The sequence below is a fragment of the Burkholderia sp. RF2-non_BP3 genome, from assembly GCF_001522185.1.
GTDB classification, from domain to species: Bacteria; Pseudomonadota; Gammaproteobacteria; order Burkholderiales; family Burkholderiaceae; genus Burkholderia; species Burkholderia diffusa.
This window is the reverse complement of the sequence record NZ_LOSU01000001.1, coordinates 1-21,576: the sequence shown is the minus strand read 5'-3', so window position 1 is coordinate 21,576 and position 21,576 is coordinate 1. Positions and strand designations below refer to the sequence as shown.

The 21,576-nt window shown below is 61.7% G+C and carries 17 protein-coding genes; 9 read left to right on the top strand and 8 right to left on the bottom strand.

Annotation, left to right across the window (positions count from 1 at the left end):
- Positions 1 to 6 precede the first annotated feature (6 nt).
- Positions 7 to 597, top strand: a complete 591-nt coding sequence (locus tag WS45_RS00085; protein ID WP_059697439.1) for a nitrogen fixation protein NifQ — start codon at positions 7 to 9, stop codon at positions 595 to 597.
- Positions 598 to 716: 119 nt separating this feature from the next.
- On the top strand, positions 717 to 1,082 hold the full coding sequence (locus tag WS45_RS00080) for a bleomycin resistance protein (protein ID WP_059697436.1): 366 nt from the start codon (positions 717 to 719) through the stop codon (positions 1,080 to 1,082).
- A 111-nt stretch (positions 1,083 to 1,193) separates the two neighbouring features.
- On the opposite strand, the gene WS45_RS00075 is transcribed toward WS45_RS00080, so the two are convergent.
- Positions 1,194 to 2,255, bottom strand: a complete 1,062-nt coding sequence (locus tag WS45_RS00075; protein ID WP_059697435.1) for a DMT family transporter — start codon at positions 2,253 to 2,255, stop codon at positions 1,194 to 1,196.
- A gap of 570 nt (positions 2,256 to 2,825) precedes the next feature.
- Positions 2,826 to 3,482, bottom strand: coding sequence for a ProQ/FinO family protein (locus WS45_RS00070; protein WP_059697433.1), 657 nt, complete (start codon positions 3,480 to 3,482; stop codon positions 2,826 to 2,828).
- 676 nt (positions 3,483 to 4,158) lie between these two features.
- Here WS45_RS00070 and WS45_RS00065 point away from each other — a divergent pair.
- Entirely contained in the window at positions 4,159 to 4,743 is a 585-nt protein-coding gene (locus WS45_RS00065) for a DUF2889 domain-containing protein (protein ID WP_059697431.1), read from the top strand.
- A 172-nt stretch (positions 4,744 to 4,915) separates the two neighbouring features.
- On the opposite strand, the gene WS45_RS00060 is transcribed toward WS45_RS00065, so the two are convergent.
- Both WS45_RS00060 and WS45_RS00055 read right to left on the bottom strand, forming a co-directional pair.
- Positions 4,916 to 5,407, bottom strand: a complete 492-nt coding sequence (locus WS45_RS00060; protein ID WP_059697429.1) for a flavodoxin family protein — start codon at positions 5,405 to 5,407, stop codon at positions 4,916 to 4,918.
- 193 nt (positions 5,408 to 5,600) lie between these two features.
- A complete protein-coding gene (locus WS45_RS00055) occupies positions 5,601 to 6,254 on the bottom strand; it encodes a TetR/AcrR family transcriptional regulator (protein WP_059697428.1) in 654 nt (217 codons plus the stop codon).
- 84 nt (positions 6,255 to 6,338) lie between these two features.
- On the opposite strand from WS45_RS00055, the gene WS45_RS00050 reads away from it, so the two are divergent.
- The 3 genes from WS45_RS00050 (at position 6,339) to WS45_RS00040 (ending at position 10,970) form a co-directional block, all read left to right on the top strand.
- Entirely contained in the window at positions 6,339 to 7,466 is a 1,128-nt protein-coding gene (locus tag WS45_RS00050) for an MBL fold metallo-hydrolase (RefSeq protein WP_059697427.1), read from the top strand.
- A gap of 1,784 nt (positions 7,467 to 9,250) precedes the next feature.
- Positions 9,251 to 9,946: a ParA family protein gene (locus WS45_RS00045; RefSeq protein WP_006759638.1), complete on the top strand. Its 696-nt coding sequence runs from the start codon at positions 9,251 to 9,253 to the stop codon at positions 9,944 to 9,946.
- Entirely contained in the window at positions 9,939 to 10,970 is a 1,032-nt protein-coding gene (locus tag WS45_RS00040) for a ParB/RepB/Spo0J family partition protein (RefSeq protein WP_059697426.1), read from the top strand. Before WS45_RS00045 ends, WS45_RS00040 begins: the two co-directional genes overlap by 8 nt.
- A gap of 95 nt (positions 10,971 to 11,065) precedes the next feature.
- Here WS45_RS00040 and WS45_RS00035 read toward each other — a convergent pair whose 3' ends face one another.
- The gene (locus WS45_RS00035; protein ID WP_059530829.1) at positions 11,066 to 12,382 is read right to left on the bottom strand and encodes a replication initiation protein; all 1,317 of its coding nucleotides are present in this window, start codon (positions 12,380 to 12,382) and stop codon (positions 11,066 to 11,068) included.
- 2,554 nt (positions 12,383 to 14,936) lie between these two features.
- On the opposite strand from WS45_RS00035, the gene WS45_RS00030 reads away from it, so the two are divergent.
- Complete coding sequence (locus tag WS45_RS00030) at positions 14,937 to 15,263, top strand: hypothetical protein (RefSeq protein ID WP_044848822.1); 327 nt, start codon at positions 14,937 to 14,939, stop codon at positions 15,261 to 15,263.
- A gap of 369 nt (positions 15,264 to 15,632) precedes the next feature.
- Here WS45_RS00030 and gcvA read toward each other — a convergent pair whose 3' ends face one another.
- On the bottom strand, positions 15,633 to 16,535 hold the full coding sequence (gene gcvA, locus WS45_RS00025; protein WP_059697424.1) for a transcriptional regulator GcvA: 903 nt from the start codon (positions 16,533 to 16,535) through the stop codon (positions 15,633 to 15,635).
- 140 nt (positions 16,536 to 16,675) lie between these two features.
- Between gcvA and WS45_RS00020 the strand changes: the two genes are divergently transcribed.
- Together WS45_RS00020 and WS45_RS00015 are read left to right on the top strand one after the other, a co-directional pair.
- On the top strand, positions 16,676 to 17,965 hold the full coding sequence (locus WS45_RS00020; RefSeq protein ID WP_059697422.1) for an adenylosuccinate synthase: 1,290 nt from the start codon (positions 16,676 to 16,678) through the stop codon (positions 17,963 to 17,965).
- 235 nt (positions 17,966 to 18,200) lie between these two features.
- Positions 18,201 to 19,142 (top strand): LysR family transcriptional regulator, encoded by a 942-nt coding sequence (locus tag WS45_RS00015; RefSeq protein ID WP_059697535.1) that lies wholly within the window; start codon positions 18,201 to 18,203, stop codon positions 19,140 to 19,142.
- A gap of 317 nt (positions 19,143 to 19,459) precedes the next feature.
- On the opposite strand, the gene WS45_RS00010 is transcribed toward WS45_RS00015, so the two are convergent.
- Both WS45_RS00010 and WS45_RS00005 read right to left on the bottom strand, forming a co-directional pair.
- Entirely contained in the window at positions 19,460 to 20,173 is a 714-nt protein-coding gene (locus WS45_RS00010) for a dienelactone hydrolase family protein (protein ID WP_059697420.1), read from the bottom strand.
- A gap of 311 nt (positions 20,174 to 20,484) precedes the next feature.
- Positions 20,485 to 20,796 (bottom strand): DUF4148 domain-containing protein, encoded by a 312-nt coding sequence (locus WS45_RS00005; protein WP_059697418.1) that lies wholly within the window; start codon positions 20,794 to 20,796, stop codon positions 20,485 to 20,487.
- Positions 20,797 to 21,576 lie beyond the last annotated feature (780 nt).

Here is a 21,576-nt window from a genome sequence, read left to right as displayed (position 1 = left end):
ATTGCAATGACGTCCGCGCTCGAGCATGCGCATCGACGCATATTGCAAGCGCTGCTGTCCGGTGCGGCCGATACCGATTCTCCGGATGCACGTCTGTTCGGTGAACTCATTGCGGCACGCGCATGCCGCAACGAGCTCGCGCTGCTCGGCCTGTCTCCCGCCCGATTGAGCGGCCTGCTTGCCCGCCAGTTTCCGCGCCTGAGTTCCGCCGATGCGGCGGCGCTCGCGCCGGCAGCCACCGTCGCACTGCTGCCGGCCGCGCACGCGCAATTCGTCGCGACGCTGCACGCGCTGTTGATGCGGGATATGCATCTCGCCGTCGCGCACGACGATGCCGACTGCGTCGCTGCAATCATCGCGCATGCGTGCCTGCGCCCCGATCACCTGTGGCGCGATCTTGGCCTTGACGGACGCGACGCGGTAACCGCGATGCTCGATCGCTATTTCCCCGCGCTTGCCGCACGCAATGTGGCGCAGCTGCGCTGGAAGAAATTCCTCGCGCAGGAAGTGGCCGCATCGCTCGGCCGGCCGGCCGGGCCCGCGCCAGGATGCCCGGGCTGCGAGGATTTCGGATTCTGCTTCCCCCCGGGGCGATAATCGCGACGGCGGCCTGCGCAGCTTGTCGGTGCGCATCGTTTGACCGATGATGCGCGACATCCCATCCGCGCATTTTCCCGCGCGTTCATTCGACCGCAACGCTCACTGGAGAACCGGCCTTGACCGACTTTGCGAGTCCCAATCTGCCGTCGCGCGATTTCGAAGCCACGTCGCTGTTCTACGCGAAGCTCGGGTTCGTCGAAACCTGGCGCGACGACGGCTGGATGATCCTGAGACGCGGCGATCTGCTGCTCGAATTCTTTCCGCATCCCGGTCTCGACCCGGCCACGAGCTGGTTCAGCTGCTGTTTCCGGCTCGGCGACGTCGGTGCGTTTTTCGATGAAGTGCTCGCCGCCGGCATTCCGGAACAGACGACCGGCTGGCCACGCGCGCATCGGCCGAAGCGCGAGGCATGGGGCGGCACCGTCGGCGCGCTGATCGACCCGGACGGGTCGTTGATCCGGTTGATTCAGACGGAAGACTGAGTCGCAATCGAACGACGTCGACGCGACCCCGCGGGCACCCGATAACGTCCCCATAAACAGCTACTTTTCGATGCGCATTGCACGCGCGCGTCGTTGTCCGTTGCCGCGCAATCAGTGCCGATGGCGGTGGTGAATGTCCGGGAAATGCGCGTGACTGTGCGTGATCGGCAAGTGCACGTGCGGATGCGTGTGCGGTTCATCACCGTCATACGGAAAATCGTGCGTGTGCTGATGATGTTCGTCATGCCGATGCCGGTGCGTATGCTCGAGTCGTTCATGCGCGTGCTCGTGTTCGTGCCGTTCGCGCACGTGCAGCCAGATGCCGAGCGCCATCAACGCGGCCGCGATCCAGAACGTGACGGACGGCAGCGCCGGCCAGATCAGCAACGACAGCACGACACCGAACAGCGGCGCCACCGAAAAATACGCGCCCGTACGCGCACTGCCGAGATGGCGCAGCGCCACGACGAACAACACGAGACTGATCCCGTAGCCGCCGAGGCCGGTCAGCATCGCGGCGGCCGCGGCCGGAATGGCAGGCAGTGCCGCGCCGGTCGCGAGCGCGATACCGATGTTCACGGGCCCGGCGACCAGGCCCTTCGCACACGCGATGACCATCGCATCGTTCGCGGCAACCTTGCGGGTCAGATTGTTGTCGATCGCCCAGCACAGGCATGCGCCGGCAATGAGCAACGCGCCGATCGGCACGCCCGCGCGCCCCGGGCTCCACGACAGCAGCGTGCCGCCGGCGACGATCGCGACCATGCCGAGAAACACCTGAAGATCCACGTTCTCGCGAAACACGACCCACGCGATGACCGCCGTCAGCACGCCTTCGAGATTGAGCAGCAGCGCACTCGTCGCAGCCGGTGTGCTCGACAGTCCGAGCATCAGCAGCGCCGGACCCGCGACGCCGCCGGCCGCGATCGCGCCGGCGAGCCACGGCAGGTCCGAACGTTGCAGCGGCGCGGCGTTCTCGGCCGGCGCGCGGCGGCGGCGCAGCCCGCGCAACAGGATTCCAACGCCGAGGCCGGTCCCGCTGCCGAGATAAAACAGGCCGGCGACCATGAACGGCGACATCGCGCCGATCAGCGCCTTGGCGAGCGGCGTCGCGGCGCCGAACAGCGCGGCAGCCGTGAGCGCGACGAGAATCGCGGAATGTCTCAGGTTCATGATGCGGTCTTTGCGTAGCGCGTTGTGCGTATGAAATCGGCAAGCTTCGTGTGACGCGGTGACGCGTACGCCTTGCCGGTGCCTTTCAATTTTGGGGAATGTCGGACGAATTGCGCCGGCTTTCAGGTAGCTTTCGCGTCATGCGCGACCGGCAACGCGCCGGCCCGACGATTCGTGCCGGGGAGATTATCGCGTGTGTGTGACTGGTCGCCAACTGACGGGCGGGCGGCCGTGCGGTGCGTCCGGACATCGCCCTGCGGCCTTTCGAATATGGCCGTACTTCGCGTTTGTGCTGCGGCCCACGTGCGACAAGTTCGTGTGGGAGCGCATCCAGGGTTTCATCTTCAATCCGATTACATTAGGAAAACGAATTATCGTGGACGAAACGTGAGCGAGTGGACGTGGGTCACGATTGGCAGTTCGATGAGGATTGGGTGAGGCTGACTGGCTGTGTCGCCAGCGGAGGCAGTCCCGACCTGCCCCGGAGGACAGGTCGGTCTGTCATGTGTGCGCTGCATGCGTGGTGCAGGCAGGCCGTCACCGCGCGGTCGCGCGGCGACACATCGCGTGTTACTCGCTCGCGGCCGTTTGCTGCTCGGGCTGCGGTGCTGCGTCGGCCGGTGCTTCCGCGGTCGCCGGCTGCGGCGCGGCGGCGGCCTGCGCTTCCACCTTCGGCTGCTGCGGTGCGCCCTTCGCTGCTTGCGCGCCGCCCTTGTTGCCCGGACGGCGCGACTTCAGCCGGCGCGCACGCGCCGCGTCGTCGTGCGTCACGCGCCCCGCTTCGTTACCTTGCAGATCGACCCGTACCGCGTCTTCGACGAGACACGACCAGTAACGATTGCCGCGGCACCACGTGGACATCGCCTCGCGCAGCTCGGCCTCGCTCAGGCCGACGGCTTGCGCCTCGCGAGCGAGGTCGTCCCAGATACCGACCTTCAGCGGCACCTTCGGAGCCGGATTCTTCGGGAACGCGCGCGGGAAGCGGCGCTGCAGTTTGCCGATCGCGACGATGACCGGATCGACCGGCGTCGACGGCTTCGCCGAAGCGGGCTTCGCGCCGGACGACGCTTTGGCCCCGGTACCCGATTTGGCCCCACGAGCGGGCCGGTCGCCGGACTTTGGCTTCGCGCCTGCGTCCGGTTGCGTAGCCGGTCGCTTCGCGTTGCGCTCCTGCTTGGCCTTTGCTGCGAGCTGCGCCCGCAATTCGGCAAGTTGTTCAAAACCCATAAATTCAATCCACCAGGAATATAAGGTGTGGTTCGTGCAGTCATTCCGCACATCGGCGTTCGCCGCATCGCCTGCGGCGCGTCTGCCACCGACGCGGATCATTGCGGGGCCGCATCGCCAACACCACTGTTTCAGGCACCCGGCCACGATGCCGGACAAAGGCAGGTGTGGAAGTATACCGGTACGCGCGGCAGTCGGTTGACTCACCGGTTCGCATTTGACGGATCCGGTGGAAAAGCAATGCGTCCGCGCGGTCGTGTTGCGCATTATGGCGGCGTTTTCGCGGTGGATCGACACTCGCGTTACGTAGTGTCGTTACGGGTCTTTCTGCTTCAGTGCGCCAGTCATGCGATGCATCGGTTATTCCACAGTACGAAATGGCGAGCAATGGTACGGATAGCGAATACGTCGGATTCCGCCGATTCGCATCGTCCGAAAGACCGGGCTTTCGCATACGATGAGCGTGGCGTGGCGAGTGTGCGTCGATCTCTGTCGTCAGGCTATTAGTTGCGGCCGCATCGATCATCGAGCGCATGCCGGCATCGGAAAGTGCGTACTATTGGCCGGATCGACAGCGTCGGCGGTTCGCCGTGGCCGGCTTCACGACGCGCTGTTCAGCCGACGACATCGCGGTCGAATGCAAAATGACCCCGGCCGTACGACACGGAGCGAATACATGAATCCCCGACACGCCCTCCCGCACGACGGCATCACGCGCGAAGAGATTCACCATCGGCAGATCGACATGCGCGGCTATCGGCGCAGCGACGGTCTGTTCGAAGTCTCGGCCTGTCTCGCGGACCGCAAGACGAACGATTTCACGCCGCCCGGCGGCACGCGCACCATCGCGGCGCTGGCGCCGATTCACGATCTCGGCGTAACGCTGGTCTTCGACACCGACATGATCGTGCGCGCGGTATCCACGTTCATCAGGTCGCATCCTTATGCGCAGTGTCCGGGCGGCGGCGACACGCTGCAGGCGCTCGTCGGACTGCGCATCGGTGCCGGGTGGAACAGCGAGGTCCGCAAGCGTCTGCCGTCGTGTGACACGTGCACGCATCTGAAGGAAATGCTCGGTCCTGTCGCGACCGCGGCCTATCAGACGACGGTCGGCGTGCGCCCGTCGTCGCTGAATCAGCGAGGCGACGACGGGAAACCGCTCAAGATCGACAGCTGCCATGCGTATGGCGCTTCACGCGATCTCGTGAAAAGCCTGTGGCCCGAATACCATCGGCCGCCAGTGTCGACAAGGGCCGACTAAGGCATCGACATTCCACGGGTGCAGCTGTCGCAAACGGCAATGCGATTCGCACGAGCGATGTCTCGCGCAAAATGCGCGTCTCGGGAATTCGCTGCAACGGGCGCCAGACGGCATGCGTCGCGCTCGGGTCGCGCTGCCGCAGCTCCGCTTCGGCCGGCTTGATCGCCGGCAATCAGAACACGCCGAGTGCAAGACCCGCAGCGAGCCCCGCGCCGATCTCCGCGCAGCGCGCGAGATCCTCGCTGCCAATCGTCTTCGGCGCGAGGATCCGCTCCGGCGTTTGCGCATGGGTGCAGATGATCAGGCCTGGCGACACATTCCTGAGCCGCCATCCGGTTGCGATCCGGTCGATCTGACGCAGCGCGTTCTGTCCGTCACTGCCTGCGCAGATCATCGCCGCATACGGGCGACCGTTCACGCGATCAAGCGCGGCGTAGTAACAGCGATCGAAGAAATCCTTCATCAGCCCGGACATCGCGGCGAGATTTTCCGGCGTCGCGAACAGGTAGGCGTCGGCGGCGAGCACGTCGTCGGCGCTGGTCGCATCCGCACGCTGCAACCTGACGTCGACGCCGGGTTGCGCGCGCGCAGCAGCCGCGGCCGCTTCGGCCATTTGCTGCGTGCCTCCGGTCATCGTGTGATAGACGATCAACAGCGTCTTCATTGGTTTTCGCTCGCGTTCGGTTTCATTGGCGCCTGCCGCATGCGTCGGTACGGCTCAATCCGGCAACGTCGACGTGTGTACCTGTGCATGCGTTCGCCGGTTGTCGAATGGCGCTTTCCTCGAGGCGGAGGATGAGGCTCGCGTTGCGGATATCGACGCGACTATTCCGCATCGCGCTTCGCGCGACGCGCGGTCAGTCTTGCACTGTACGTGACACGTCGGCGTGATCCGCGCGCGCGTAGTACGCAAGAAACATGTCGGCAGCCGTTTCCGCGACCTTCTGTTGTTCCTGCACGCCGAGCGGCGGCTGGCCCATCGTCACTTGCGGCCAGAACGCGAACGCTTTCACGATCCCGTGCAGTTGATGCGCGGCAAATACGGGATCGGTCAACGACAACCGGCCAGCCGCCGCGGCAGCACGAATCCAGACCGTCACGTCTTCTTCGCGCTCGCCCATGCGTTCGACCATGTCGCGCGCGCGCTCCGGCGAATGGATAGCCGCACCGATCGCGACGCGGGCGAGTGCAAGAAACGCTTCGTCGTTCAGCAACCGCAACTTGCGGCCCAGCAGCGCGATCAGTTGATCGCGCAGCGGGACGTCGGCGCAGTAGGCCGGCGCGCCGGCGGTCAGCGTAGCGTCCCACAGCTGATGCAGGATCGCCGCGAACAATGCTTCCTTGCCTGGGAAATGGTTATAGACGGTGCGCTTCGACACGTCCGCGCGAGCGGCGATGCGATCCATGCTGGTCGCGTCATAGCCGGCCGCGAGGAATTCGTCGATCGCCGCGGCGAGTATTGCCGCACGCTTTCGGTCGGTCAGCCGTTGAGGAGAAGTGCTCGTATTCATTCGAAAAATTCTACACCCTTGAGTTTACTTTTTACGGAGATAAACTACACTGCTCGGTGTACTTTATTTTCCGGACGAATCGACATGGCTTCGCCTCTCGTATTTCTTCATCGCATGCTAGGTTTCGCCGCCGCCAGGCGTGGCCGCACCCTGTCCGGCGAGTCGCCGCAGCACAACGGCGAACGCTTCAGCAACGTTGCACCGCGACCGGCTGAAGGCTTCGGTAAAACGCTGGGCATTGCATGGAATATGCTGGTCAACAAACCACGCAACACGGTTCCGACAGGCGCATTGCCCATCGATTCACTGACTCGCGAACAACTCGATGCAGCCCCCGACCGCAGCCTGTATCGGCTAGGACACTCGACGCTACTGTTGAAACTGCGCGGCGAATTCTGGCTGACCGATCCCATATTTGCCGAACGCGCATCGCCGTTCCGACGCATCGGCCCCAAGCGCTTCCATGCGCCGCCGATCGCGCTCGAGGACCTCCCGCCGTTGCGTGGCGTGCTCCTGTCGCACGATCACTACGATCACCTTGACCGTGAGACTGTGCTCGCGCTTGCGGCGACCACTGGCGTGTTCGTCACGACGTTGGGCGTCGGCGACCGCCTGATCGAATGGGGTATCGACGCAAAAAAGGTACGCCAGCTCGACTGGTGGCAAAGTGTCAATGTCGATGGACTGATGCTGACCGCGACACCGGCGCAGCACTTCTCCGGGCGCAGCTTGTTTGACGGCAACAGCACGCTATGGGCGTCATGGGTCATCGTCGACGACGACCTGCGGGTGTTCTTCAGCGGCGATACCGGCTACTTCGACGGTTTCCGGACGATAGGCGAACGGCTAGGGCCCTTCGACGTGACGCTGATCGAGACCGGGGCATACGATCCGCAGTGGCCCTACGTGCACATGCAGCCGGAAGAAACCGTGCAAGCGCACATCGACCTGCGCGGGCGCACGCTGATGCCGATTCACAACGGCACGTTCGATCTCGCGATGCACCGTTGGCAGGAACCGTTCGAGCGCGTCACCGCGTTGGCAATGGTGCGCGGCGTCGAGCTATCAACGCCCAGGATGGGCGAGCGACTCAATCTGGATGCTCCGCATCGCGGCGAACGTTGGTGGCGAACGGTCGATGAGCCAGCAAAGGCTTCTGCGACGAAGGCGCGTCGGTGGCAGCAGCTGTGCGCATCGCAGGCGACGAAGTAGGTCCGCTGGCCGCGGAGGTTTCTGGACGGGAACGCCGCGGCGGTGAATTTTCGTTGTGGTATGCGACTTAGTAGCGGACTCTTTGGTCGATCGTCGGTGACGATGATCAGTCGCCCCAGATAGCAGACATCCGGAGAAGTGGAAGATATATACCGCCGGTGGCGATGCGCTTCACCCTGTTGACACGAAGTCTGCAGATTCCCCTTCAGCCGCATTGTGATGGACACTGGCAAGACACATAGGAAACAGTCTTCCGAGGCCGTCTACAGAATCCGCCTTAGCTCAACGCTGCCTGGGTGCACGTCGCAAATGCAATATCGACCAGGCGACCGCTTCGATTTCCCCGATGCCGACCGGCTTGCGATCCGGCACCGTCGCCGCAGCGCGTTGTCACGTGACAACTAGCGATATAGAACTCGCTACATCTATCAAGTCCCTGCTGGTCGATCCACGCGATGTCTCGGGTCGCCAATAGGCAGATCGAACTGCGCGTCGACCCAGATATTTGTATCATATACCACAAAACACGTTTTATTTAACACAGTATTGTGTGGTTCATCATCACCTAGACACGATAACGCACGTCAAATTCATGCGCCCCTATTTCACCCGTCGCGCGCGCTCGTTTTGCGTGAAACAACGTGAAGAAAGTGGCACAACCCATTGCTAGACAAGGGTTTCCGAATGCCCACCTTTTTTCGGAATTGTTTCACGCCCTGCTAGTTTGCGCCATCTCTCCTCGCCGACGCCCAGGAATTTGCGCCCCCCCCAAAGCCCATCGAGAACGTGTGACGCAATGCCGATGCCCTCGACCGTCGAAGCGGCGGCCGACACAACAAGATGCGATATCTGTCCCGCCCCTACCCTATGCCATCGTCGTGGCCTCAGGATGCCGAACCGCCTTTTTTATTGGGGACATATCACATCACCAGAATTAGTGTGCCTCCGCAGGTCCAGAGACACGCACAGTTCGGGCGGGTCTACCCAAGACATCAACCGACTGGACCGGCATCGATCGCTGACACATCCCCGGCTGGTCCAGCACCTCCCCATACGGTACCGCTGAAAATGCTGCGCCGGTATCAAGCTGCTGATTCCGGCATCCATCCGTGGCGGTTGTCACGTGACAACAACCCAATGCCTTGCGAATAAGTGACTTGGACCTAATCGAACATGACCAACTCATATATCGCACGGACTTCTTTGCACCCGTGCCGTCTACAGTGGCTGCGCCAAGACAGGAGATATGTGTCCAGAATCATCGTTTAGGTGCGTTGTCACGTAACAACCCGCCTCAGTCGCAGTGCCAGTGCCAGTCGTCATGAATGCAGGGCGTCGTAACGGGGATCGAGGGAGAAGAAATCGTCGGCATTACCATCGCGCGTCGTGTCTGCATGCTTACCGGCCAGCAGCATTTGACGTCTTAACCCACCGAATCGGCTTGTCACGTGACAACTTTAGATCCCGACGCAGCTCAGGGCGAGTCACGAGCGGATTGCCAATTTGCGCCGGAATTACCAACGATAGCGAGATCACATCTGGGATCAGCACTGTGACCCATGCTACCGGCACTGAAGTTGCCAGCACTTCATTAGCACCTTCATCTCGAACGAAATGCCATATGTTTTTATTTTTCATTCGAATGACAAATAATTCTCCAACCGTTCGACCAGCTTGTCACGTGACAACAACATCTATCAGAAAATCCTTCTTTTCCTCCGATGCTTTTCTGGACTTTTTGGCAATAACTGCATATATTACGCAAAACTCCTTGGAGGAATTTAATGGCTTTCAAGATCGCCGTCAGTAATCAAAAAGGTGGTACTGGAAAGACCACCATCTCCGTCAATATCGCTGCAGCCTTCGAGGCGGGTGGCAACAAGGTCGCCTTGATCGATGCCGACCCTCAAGGCACATCGGTCAGATGGGTGACGAGCGGCGAAAATACGCTCCCGATGACAGTTCTGTCGTTGGCCCCCGCCGGCCGTGGCATCGGCGGCGAGATCAAGAAGCAGGATGCAAATTTCGATGTGATCGTCGTCGATTGCCCCGGCAACCTCGAAGACCCGCGCATCGCATCCGTACTCGAAGTCGCCGACTTCTGCCTCGTGCCGCTGTCGCCATCGCCGGCCGACCTGTACAGCACCGTCGCGATGATTCGTATGATCGAATCGATGCGTGCCGTTCGTAACCCGAATTTGTCTTCCGCGCTGATGCTGAATAGTGTCAATGGAAAAACTAAAATGCGAGAAGAAATTTTAAAAATTCTAAGGGCTGAAGAAATAGGGGAGCATCTGCTCGACAGTCAGATCGCGCAGCGCGAGGTCTACCGGCAGACATTTGCCCTCGGCACCACGATCCATCATCACAATCGATACCTGAAGGGACTGAAGGAAGCCCGCGCGGAAATCGAGAGACTGGTCACCGAAATGGCCCAATACATCGCGTCGACGCGCGCTACCGGAGCCGCTCATGGCTAAAGACACATCGAAAGACAAGAAGCCGACCGGCAACCTGCATCTCGCAGCAGGCTTGCTGCGCGGGCTCGCACAGGAAAACGCAGCGCTGGAAACGCGCCTGCCCGAGCCGACGCCCGCGTCGAATCCTCCCGTCGAAGCCACAACCCCCGTCATCTCGACCGCTGTCCCCGCATCCGACGCGCTCGATCTCGGTGCGCCGCAGAAGGTCGCGGTCAAGGACTGCATCCCGAACCCGTTCAACCCGCGCGTGTTCTATTCCGAGTCGAGCCTGCACGAACTCGCACTGACGCTGAAGCGGGAAGGGCAGATCGAGCCGATCAAGGTCACGCGTCTTCCGGAATTTCCCGGCAAGCTCGTCGTGATCGACGGGCAACGCCGCTTGCGCGCGACGAGCATCAACGGCGACGAAACGATCAATGCGACATTCCGCACGGACCACACGCCCGAGCAGCTCTACACGATCGCGTATCGCGCCAACCACGACCACGAACGCCAGACCATTTTCGACGATGCAGTCGCATGGAAGCGTCTCCTCGACGAAAAGGTATTCCCCGACCAGAACACGCTCGCGGAGAAGATCGGCAAGGACAAGGCATCGATCAGCAAGACATTGTCGCTGAACGCACTGCCGAACACATTGCTCGAACGGATGGCCAGCGCGAACGATGTGGTCGGGCTGCAGGCCGCGTACTTCCTGAAACTGATTTTCGAGCGCCTGGGCGAACCGGCTGCCGACCGTCTGCTCACGGCGGTGATCGACCGGAAAAAGTCGGTGCGCGACCTTGAGAATTTCCTGCGCGCGCAGAGCGACGGCAACAAGAAGACGGGGCGCACGCGTTACAGCGTTCGCCACGATTTCGCGCTCGAATCACGCGCGATCGGCCAGTTGAAGACCTATCCGGACGGGCGTCTGGATCTGCAACTGAAGGGAGTCGATGCGTCCCACCAGGAAGCGCTCGCCGACCGGCTCAAGACCGTGATCGACGCATACGTCGCTGATCTGGCGGTAGCCGCGCAAAAATAAAAAAAGGCGTCCAAAGCAAAGGCCTCGCACCGGCATGGCACCGCGCTGCCGGATGAAATCCGGTGCACGGCGCATGCCAGGCTGCGAGGCCTTGATCAGTTGGTCGCGAGGCTGCTTTTCAGCAGGAATTCCAGCAAGTCGTCCGAGGTCGGTTCGCCCCAGGTATCGAGCGCCAACCATCGGAAGAAGCTGGTTTGCGCCAGCTTGCTCGCCTTCTTCTTCGGCGACAGCGTGAGATCCTTCGAACCGGCCACCGTTTCGTTGTAGCGCTCGATCAGCTTGGTCTGGTCGTCGATCTCCAGCTCGCGGAAATACGCGCCGGCTTCCTCGACCTTCGCCGCCAGGTATTTGTCGCGAATCTGTTCCTGCTTGCTCTGCCCGGATTCCTTTGCCGGCGCGGCCGTTTCGGTCCCCTGCCCGTCGGCCAACGTATAGCCGTGCGTCAGCGCCTTGCGGAAATACGCGGCCACATTGTCGACCGGCGCTGCGTTCTTCTTCGTAGTCCGATTGAGCGTATAGGCGATCGCCGCCTTGATGCGCTGCACACCGTACTGCGTGATCAACCGGCGCGCTTCCGAACGCGGGATGCCGAACTTGGCGACCTCGTCGACAAGTGCTTCGTTCTTGACGTCGCCTTCCTCGACCGTATCCGCGCTCTGCTTGCGCGTCACCTTGAACTGGACGGCCTCCACACTGCGACCTGACTTGTGTTCGATCAGCTCGAGCGTATGGTCGGAAACTTCGTTCACCTCCTGAATGCACGGCACCAGGACCTTGCTCTTGAAGAGCTTGTACTCCTTGTACGACTGCGACGCCTTGTCCTGACCGAGAATGAGGTCGCGGAATTTCGGCAGTGGAATCTTTGCCGTGATGCCGATCCCCTCGTAGCGCACCGTGTTTTCCCAAAGGGCAAGCGAGTGCGAACGCCGAAACTCGCGCGCGATCCGCATATCGATGAGCGCATAGATTTCCGGATTGAGCAGCTCGCTGCGAATCTGGTCGGAGAAGCTGTACTTCAGCACCGATTGCTCGAGCTCGGCGCCGGCGAGCAGGCCCGACGCCTTCCACACCGTCGAGCGGTCCGCGGCAAGGTAGTCCCAGTTGACGACGGTACTGATCAGCGAGTTGACCGTATCCTTCACATACTTCGTGTTGTTGCTGTTCAACCCGCTCTCGTGCGACAGCGCGGCGATCGAGATCGAGAAGCTGGTCCGGCCGGGTTCGAACGCTTCCTGACGAAGGGCGTTCTTGATCAGCGAGCTGAACATCTTGCGCTGCTGCAGACCGATCTTTCCGGACTTCGGAGCGATATGAATTGCCTGGACCGCCTTGCGCAGCAGATCGGGGGGCTCGGGCGTCTGAAATAGCGAAACCTGCTTGTCGGAGCCTTTGATTGCGGGCTTGCGCGGCATCGTGATGTCCGGAGAAGGTGACCGTATTGATGGCGGACTTTATACCTTTTCGAGTTACCGGGCAATGCCTTCTTCTCCAGTGTCACTTCCAATATCGCCGCTAAGGCCTCGTCTTAAAAGGAAAAATTCCACTTTTACGATTTGTGCGGAACCCCATATCCATCTACCTTTCCGCCAGAATCAGCTCCCAAAACCTGCTACCTGTGTGATCTGTGGCCAGAATCCGGCACGGGACTTGCCTAACTGAAGGTAGCCATTCATGGGAAATAATCCGGAGGAACGGGATCGGTGAACCCGATTCGTGGTGCCCTGCAACACGGTCTGCATTCCCCCATAACACGCTACCTTTAGCACATCCCATGAATGGTTACCTATCCAGATCCTCCAGCTCGGCATTTTGCCTTCATCTGCGCTCGGCAGCCGAAAATACTTCCCATGAATGACTACCGTGGGATTTCCCCACAGAAGGCTCCCTTTCCGCCAGCCTGATACTGTTTATGGGACCCCAGCTCCGAGGGGACAAGCAGGGCTAGATCGTTCTGTCCGCGACGGCACCCATAAACGACTACCTGAAATCCATCCCATAACCGGCAACCCCACATGAAATGCTGTGCCCGCCACCATAGACGAATCAGCAAGGACGCACCATAAATGGGTACCAATAGATTCCCCCCATAAAAGGTTACCTGAGGTGTTTTTGGGCCAAAATCCCATAGCAGGCTACGCGTGCCCCATATCCACAACCCCCATTTCCCACAGCGCGGTACCCGATTCCCCAAATCCACAGACCTGAAACCCCATATCCTTCCGCCTGTGCCCCCATAAATGGGTACCGAACACCTGTCAAACCCTTGCCAGACAAGGCTGTGAGCCGTCTAAAAGTAGTTAAAGAAGTAAACGTGGTTTACCAAAGATATAAACACACGTGTGCCTGTGCAGAAAAAGCAACCCCATAAACCGCTACCAAAGCGAACCTGTGAGGCTCGTCGAGCACAGGTATTCTGGGCCTAAGGCCTGTGGAACCCTCGATCTCGGCCTTATTTTGCAAGCGTCCCAGGTCTCGCAAGGCTCCCCATGAAGGTGAGTACCCACTAACAAACATTCAAACGTAGAAACTTATGGGAGGAAATCCCCGCTTTCAGTCCGTAGGTTCCCATCTATGGGATCGAAAAAGGCACCCCAGCGGTATGTTTCCCATCCGGGATTACCCGCAGGTTACGGCCACCGCGACCAACAGGGGAGTGCCGCCGGTTTTCGTCATGGCAGTGAGAAATCATCGGAATTCGTTCTCAAGCGGTTTTTTTAGCGTCCGAGTCGGTGCTTTCGTGGAAAAGTCTTCGACTGTCACGTGTTGGTCTGTCTGGGGCTTTCTGCTCGATGACCCGTGCACAGACGAAATGGGCTGGCTCTTGCACCGGTCACTCTCCGTCGCGGTTTTCTACCTTTGAACCGACATCTGAATTGCGACGTGTCTCGACCGGTGCGACGAAAACCCATCGCTGTGCCGAGCGAGACGCCGACTGGGCCCCTCGAACACAACAATCTCGGCAACTGCCTCGAACGTGAAGTTGGCGCCATCAATATGGCTCACCCTCATCGAACCCGTACTCGAATCCCGAAAATTCTCACCGCTGGAAGTTGCGGCGTCCTGTAAAAGCTCACCTACAGGGTGTCCGTCGGATGAACAAACCGTGCGCGCGACGCCCCCGCACCAGATGCGATCACCCGATGGAAAAGCTGTGAGGCACGCACGCAGCGCCTGATGTGTCGCCGTCCTTGCCGCATAGACTCGAGACTTTTCGCGACGTCAGCACGATGACAAGTGTCGCGCATTCGCTCATGCGACCGTTAGCGTGGTGCCCGTGCCAGTCGTGAGCAAATGCCTATCGAAGCGTTCACCTTGAGCGGCGGAGGTCGTCTCAACCCGCAAACGTCATCTCCCACATCTGGCGACGAATAGAACCGAACAGGTAGCCACGCGTGCGACGATCGGTTACCCGATCGTTCGCATCGTGTCGACGTGCGGGAAAGGCGGCAGGCTCGGTACAGAATGAAGTGTGGTCGTTTATGGGAGGAACCGTCGTTCGCGCGACAGCGAATCACAACATGGTGCACAGGTTCGCGATTCCGTCGCATATCCCGTTCATGAGGCGACGATCGCGTTGCGCGAGCAGCAGATTCCACGGGTGAAACAGTCGGCGTCGTGCGAGTGCGTAAAGCACCGAAATCGATCTCATCTTCATCGGCAATCTGCACCGTATCGGTAGAACGATCCGCTTCGCCACGCGGTTGCCGCGGTCGTGCACGTTGCGTGATTCCCGAGCATGATGCATCACTTGGCCCCTGCGAAACGCGGAGCGGACGGGCGCGGGACACATGACGATACGACGTCCCCATACGCGTATTCCCAACAATGTACGCATGATGGCGCCACATTTTTTTCAACGCGGTTATGATGCAAAGGCCCTGACCGAGACATGAAGACCGATCAGGGGCAGGGGCGGTATCTCGATGTGCTTTCACTCCGTGACCAATCAGAAAAGAGAGTTCAGCGATGCGAATCCAGATCAAAAAACTGACGCTGGCTGCGACGGCAGCCGCGTTCCTCTTCGGCTCCGCCGCTCCGGTGTTCGCGCAGACCGACGCCAGTGCACCGGCCGCATCCGCCGCATCGGATGCGAAAGCCGCGAAACGTGAAGCACGCAAGGCAGCACGGGCAAAACGCAAAGCCGAACACAAGGCAGCGCGTGCGAAGAACAACGCCGAACTGAAGAAACTCGAAGACGCTGGTTACAAGCCGGCGGCCAACGATCCGAACTATCCGCAGAATCTGCAGAACGCTGAGAAGAAGGCGGGCGAAGCCGCTGGCGCAAGCCAATAAGCATTTCCCCCCACGAGACAAACCCCGGCGCGAGCCGGGGTTTGTCGTTTCTGCTGCTGAAACGCGATGCGCGACCGGTCACCATGGAAGTGTGATATCCGAGTCAATTGATTCGATATCCTTTGTTTCTCGGTGAGATGAATGCCAACTCGATTCGTTTAGTCATCCTTCGCTACTTGAACGACATGCGCCATTCTGCTTGTTCAGTCTAAGAGGAATCCTACGGATTGCAACAGATCTCAGGATGAGTCACGAGGCGAAAACCGATCATGCGCGAACAATATGGCTCCGCGCAATGGAACACGAAACCCCGCATCAATCGAGCTGGTGCGCATTGCGCAACGACTGGTCGCCGACATACCGACTTGATCAGCGCCGCGCGTCCGCCGTTGTGTTCCCCGTTGCTTTCAGCCAGTCCTTGAATGCTCGCACGGCTTCGTCTTCCGCGCGCGCAGCCGCCACGTAAGTGAAATAGCGCCACGGCGGTAGTGCCGGTTCGCTGAACGGCTGCACCAGCCGGCCTTCGGCGATGTCGTCCGCGACGAGGGCGATCGGCCCCATTGCGACGCCGAGGCCGTCGAGCGCGCCTTGCAGCGTCAGATAGAAATGCTCGAGCGTGAGCGAATGCCGCGGCGCCAGATTCGCGTACCCGGCCGCCGCGAGCCACTCGGGCCACATACCGGGGTACGTCGCCGCATGCAGCAGCGTGAAGCCGGCGAGATCGGCCGGCGTACGCAACGGCCGACCCTCGAGCAGCTTCGGCGCGCATACGGGCAGCCGGATTTCGGATAGAAACTCTTCGGCAACATATCCGTCGATCGCCTGCGGGCCGCCGCGGACGATCAGGTCGACCTTGTCGCGCAACTTCTCGATCGGCTCGTTCGACGTCGACAGCCGCACCTCGATGGCCGGATGTGCAACCTGGAACGACGACAGCTTCGGCACGAGCCAGCGCAGTGAAAACGTCGCGGGCGCGCTGACGCGCAGCACGCGCTGCAGCCCCTGACCGAAATGCTGCGCGGTGGCGAGCGCGATCCGGTCGAACGACGCACCGACCTCGGCAAGGTACATGCGACCGGCGTCGGTCAGTTCGACGCGCCGGTTGTGGCGCTCGAACAGCGGTCGGCCAAGCCATGCCTCCAGTTGCTGAACATGCCGGCTGATCGCGCCATGCGTCACGCACAGCTCGTTGGCGGCGAGCGTGAAACTGCCGAGGCGGGCCGCGGCTTCGAACGCGCGCAGCGAATTCAACGGAGGGAGTCGTCGGGCCATGTATCGTTTCGCGTGAAATTTACTCACGCGACTGCTCAGATTTAATCGTTTGATCGGGTGATCCTGCTCCGCCAATATGGCACACAAACGGCCGATGTGGCCGGAATGTGTGTCTGGATTTCTCACATGGAGTATGGAGCATGCCGAACGTGGTGGTGGTGGGCGCCCAATGGGGTGACGAAGGCAAGGGACGCGTCGTGGACTGGCTGGCGGCGCAGGCCGATCTCGTCGCACGCTACAACGGCGGCCACAACGCGGGGCATACGCTGGTCGTCGGCGACAAGACGTACAAGCTCGCGCTGCTGCCGAGCGGCATCGTGCGCGGCAAGCGCGGCGTGATCGGCAACGGCGTGGCGCTCGATCCGGAAGCGCTGCTGGCCGAGATCGGACGGATGGCCCAGCTCGGGCTGTCGGTGACGCCGGACAATCTGTCGATCGCGGAGAATGCCACGCTGGTCCTGCCGATTCACCGTGCGATCGACCAGGCGCAGGAGCGTCTGCGTCGCGAACCCATCGGCACCACGCTGCGTGGGATCGGGCCCGCTTACGAGGACAAGGTCGGGCGCCGCGGGCTGCGGGTCGCGGATCTGGCGGAGCCGAACCGGCTTGCCGACAAGCTCGACGTGCTGGTCGATCACCACAATGCATGGTTCCGCGGCCTGGGGCTCGAGCCGTGCTCACGCGACGCGATGCTGGCAACGCTGATCGACATCGCGCCGAAGATCCTGCCGTTCGTGCGTCCCGTGTGGGCCGACCTCAACGATGCGAACGACCGCGGCGAGCGCATCTTGTTCGAGGGCTCGCAGGCCGTGATGCTCGACATCGACTGGGGCACGTATCCGTTCGTGACGTCGTCGGGCACCGTTGCATCGGCCGCGGCGGCCGGCACGGGCCTCGGCGCGTCCAGACTCGGCCATGTGCTGGGTGTGACCAAGGCGTACGCGACACGCGTCGGCGGCGGACCGTTCCTCACCGAACTGACCGACGCCACCGGCGAAGCGCTGCGCGCGCGTGGCCAGGAGTTCGGCGTCAACACGGGCCGGCCGCGCCGCTGCGGATGGCTCGACGCCGCGCAGTTGCGGCAGGCGGTGCGGATTTCGGGCATCGATTCACTCGCGCTCACCAAGCTCGACGTGCTCGACGGCGTCAAGTCAATCCAGCTGTGCGTCGGCTACGAACTTGACGGCGCACGTGTCGACCATCTGCCCGCGAGCGTCGATGCGCAGGCGCGCGCAACGCCCGTCTACGAAACGTTCCCCGGGTGGGACGGCACCGTGAAGGGTGTACGTGAGCGCGCGGCGTTGCCGCGTGCCGCACGGGATTTCATCGCGCGCGTCGAGGCGATCGCGGGCGTGCCGGTGTCGATGATCACGACCGGCGCCGAGCGCGACGACACGATCGTGCTGCGCAATCCCTTCGACCCGATCTGAGCGCGACGCTACACGCGCGATGTGTGCCCCGGCAGGCCGCGATGCGGCCTGCAACGATCCGGTGCCGGTCGTCCTTCGACATGCGGCGCCGCATGAGCGATCGCCCGCCGATGCGGCGCACGGCAAACTGGACACGTCTGCACCGCTGCGGTACTGTTCCGCACAATTCGCGCCAGACCGGAACGTGCCGGGGCGGGCGCCGCTGCAAGGCGATTTCAATCCCGGGGACATGTCGATGGACACGTTACAGATGATGCGCATTTTCGTCCGGGTGGCGGAGGAGGGCAGCTTCACGAGCGCGGCCCAGCGCCTGGATATCACCACTGCCTACGCATCGCGTTCGGTCGCGCAACTCGAAACGCACCTGCGCACCCGTCTGCTCAACCGGAGCACGCGCCGCATCGCATTGACGGATGCCGGACAGCGCTATCTCGACCGCTGCCAGCGCATCCTCGGCTATATCGACGAAGCGGAAGCCGAGGCGGCCGACGCGCAGGCGAAGCCGTCGGGCCGCTTGCATGTGCATGCGACGACCAGTTTCGGTCAGGCCTACCTGGTGCCGGCGGTGGTGCGATACCGGCAGCGTTATCCGTCGGTGGCCGTCGAGCTCACGCTGTCGCAGCACGTGCCCGACATCATCGACGAAGGCTACGACGTGTCGCTCCAATTGAGCGCGACGGAGCTGCCCGACTCGGGGCTGGTGTCGCAGCGGCTCGGCGATGTGCACAGCGTGCTGTGTGCGTCGCCGGCATACCTGAAGGAACGGGGCACGCCGCGCACCGTGCGCGATCTCGAATCGCATGCGTGCCTGCAGATCGTCACGCCGATCTTTCCGCGCGACCGGTGGCATCTCGACGGCCCCGATGGTCGCGAGACGTTCGAACTGCCGCTGCCGGATTTCCAGGTCAATATCGCCGATGCGCTCGGCGCCGCATTGCGCGCCGGTCTCGGGATCGGCTCATTGCCGATGTCGACCGCGGTGCCTGCTCTGGCGAGCGGTGCGCTGGTTCGCGTGTTGCCCGAGTACCGGCTGCAGAAGCTGACGGTCTACACGCTGTATGCGTCGCGCCAGTACCTCGATGCAAAGATCCGCACGTTCGTCGATTTCCTGCGCGAATGCGTGCCCGAAATGTTGTCCGCCGACGAGGCGGCGCTGCGCGGTTCCTGCGAGTCCTGAGCGAAGGCGGACAACGAGTGCCGGGTTGAATGACCCGGCATTCGCAACGTGCTCCGTGAATCGACGTTCTGCCATGCTAATACTTTGCACACCGAACTTGATGGTGAGGGCGCAGCCGAGTTTTCGAAAATGTGGTGTATTGCGGAGCCGGCCGTGGCACTCGCATTCCGTCGTGCGCGCTTCGGTGTCGAACCCGTGACGCGCGAGATGGTCGCATAACGAATTCGCTCCATAAAACGACAACGCCACGATTGCAAGGTCGTGGCGTTTGCTTCATGTGCATCGCAGCCCAGCAGCGGTGGAGATCCGCTGCGATATTACTGCTGCTTGTCCCAGAGCGTGCGCCCGAAGAACGTGAGTGTTCGATCCCACGCGATCTGCGACCACACCGGATCGAACTGCGTGCCGCCGATGCGGCCCGGGCCGACAGCCGTTTCGTTCGCGAACGCGTGATGCGCGAGATAGCGGTGGAATTCGACGTCGACCTTTGCGCCGGTCAGCTTCTTCTCCAGCGCATCGACCTGTTCGATCGCGAAGAACGCATCCTGCGTGCCCCAGTGGCCCATCAGCGGCACCTTGATCTTCGACGGATCGAGGTAGTCGAGCGGGGGGAAGCCGTACCAGGTGACGCCGGCGTCCGCATCGGCGAACTGCAGCGACAGCAGCGTGAGAGCGCCGCCCATGCAGAAGCCGGTGATCGCCACGCGCGCCGCGCGCGTCTTCAGGTATTGCACCGCGCCGGGAATGTCCTGCGATGCCGCATCGCCGAAATCGAGGCCCGTCATCAGGTGATGCGCTTCTTCCTCCTCGACCGTCGACTTGCCGCGATACAGGTCGGGCACGAGCGCAATGTAGCCGCAGCGCGCGAGGCGATCGGCGACGCCGCGAATCTGGTCATTCAGGCCCCACCACTCCTGAATGACGACGACCGCGGGTGCACCGTCGGTCTTTTCCGGCGTGGCGAGGTAGCCCTGCAGTTCCTGGCCGTCCGGACGGCGAAACGTGATCATGGAACCGGATGTTTGAGACATGAAACCGCTCCTTTTCGAAAAATGCGATGAGTGCGGCATCGGATCGGCCAGCGAGTGGATATGCCCGGTGAGTCGAGGCTTCGCTCGCGTTCGCTTCGGCCGGCGCCGACCACGCGGCCATTCTATGCGCAAACGCTGGCGGTCTGCGTGAACAGCGCGTTGCGGCGGCCGATCCGCGCCCACGCGTCGGTTGGGCTGCGTGCAGCGCGCATGCCGCGTGCACCGAAAGCGAAACACCCCGCCCCGGTGAACGGGAGCGGGGTGCTTCGTCGGCAGCGGGCGTATCGCGGTATGCGCAGCGTGCGGCGGTCTTACTGACCGAAATAGACCGAGTCGTGAGCGTTCTGCTTGACCGCGATCGCGCGGCCAGTACGCACGCCGGCCGCAGCCTGTGCGCCGTAACCCGTTGAGTCGCTGTTCGTCACGCGTGCCTGTGCGGTCTGCAGCGCATTCGGATAGTGGACGTCGGACACTTCCGGCTTGTACCCGGCCTGTTCGAGCTGGACGAGTTCTGCGCGGACCTGAGCGCGCGTCAGTTGGTCCGACGGGTTCGACTGAGCGAATGCGCCAAGGGATGCGGACAGGGCGGCGGCAGCGGCGACTGCGTAGATGAACGACTTCATGGTGACCTCCGGTTTTCGTAGATTTCGCGCTTCGCTGGTTGCGTTGAGCGGTTGATTGCATCGTAGCGATCGCGATACCGGTCGGAAATACGCGTTCCAGCGAATAATTATTGCAACTGGGTAAACGATTCAAGGGCGAAATGGGGTTTTGTCTGATGATTGTTGGTGTGCATGATGGCGGTCGCGGGTTGCAGTTGGCGCAGCATCGTCGGCGGACCGGATGATTCGCAAAGCATGTTGGCGCAGAACCGATGGGCGGGCGCGTTCCGGGAGGGCGACTGCAGGCCGATCCCGTTCGGTAGATGGTCAAATTGAATCGGATACCGAAGTATCGATGGCGGGCACGGAAATTCGCTTGCCCAATTGCTTTGCAATTGAGACAGGACTTTGCCTTCATACGCCGACGGGAGTGTCCGTGCCGTTTCGCTGCGTACCCTCGATGATCGCCTGTCGTTTCCGCTATTCGGCAGATGTGATCCCGACATGCCTTGACTGACTGACTGAGCGTATAGACACTCGCGAAGCCGAATTTCGCGGTGACCTGCTTCGGTGTGTCATGACCGTTTTCGAGCAACTGGCGAGTTGCTGAGACACGGGGCGCTTCGACCTATGCTGCCGATGTGCTGGTCGACAAGGGTTCGCGTTTCCAGGCAGGCAATTTCTACAACGTGATCCGATCGTCGGCGTGGGCCGGCTGATGGGTGGGGGGTGCCCCTATATGTTTCGTCAAGCGTTAGGGGCTGACTTGGGTTGGTAAATGGTGCCGTCACGCAGCATGGC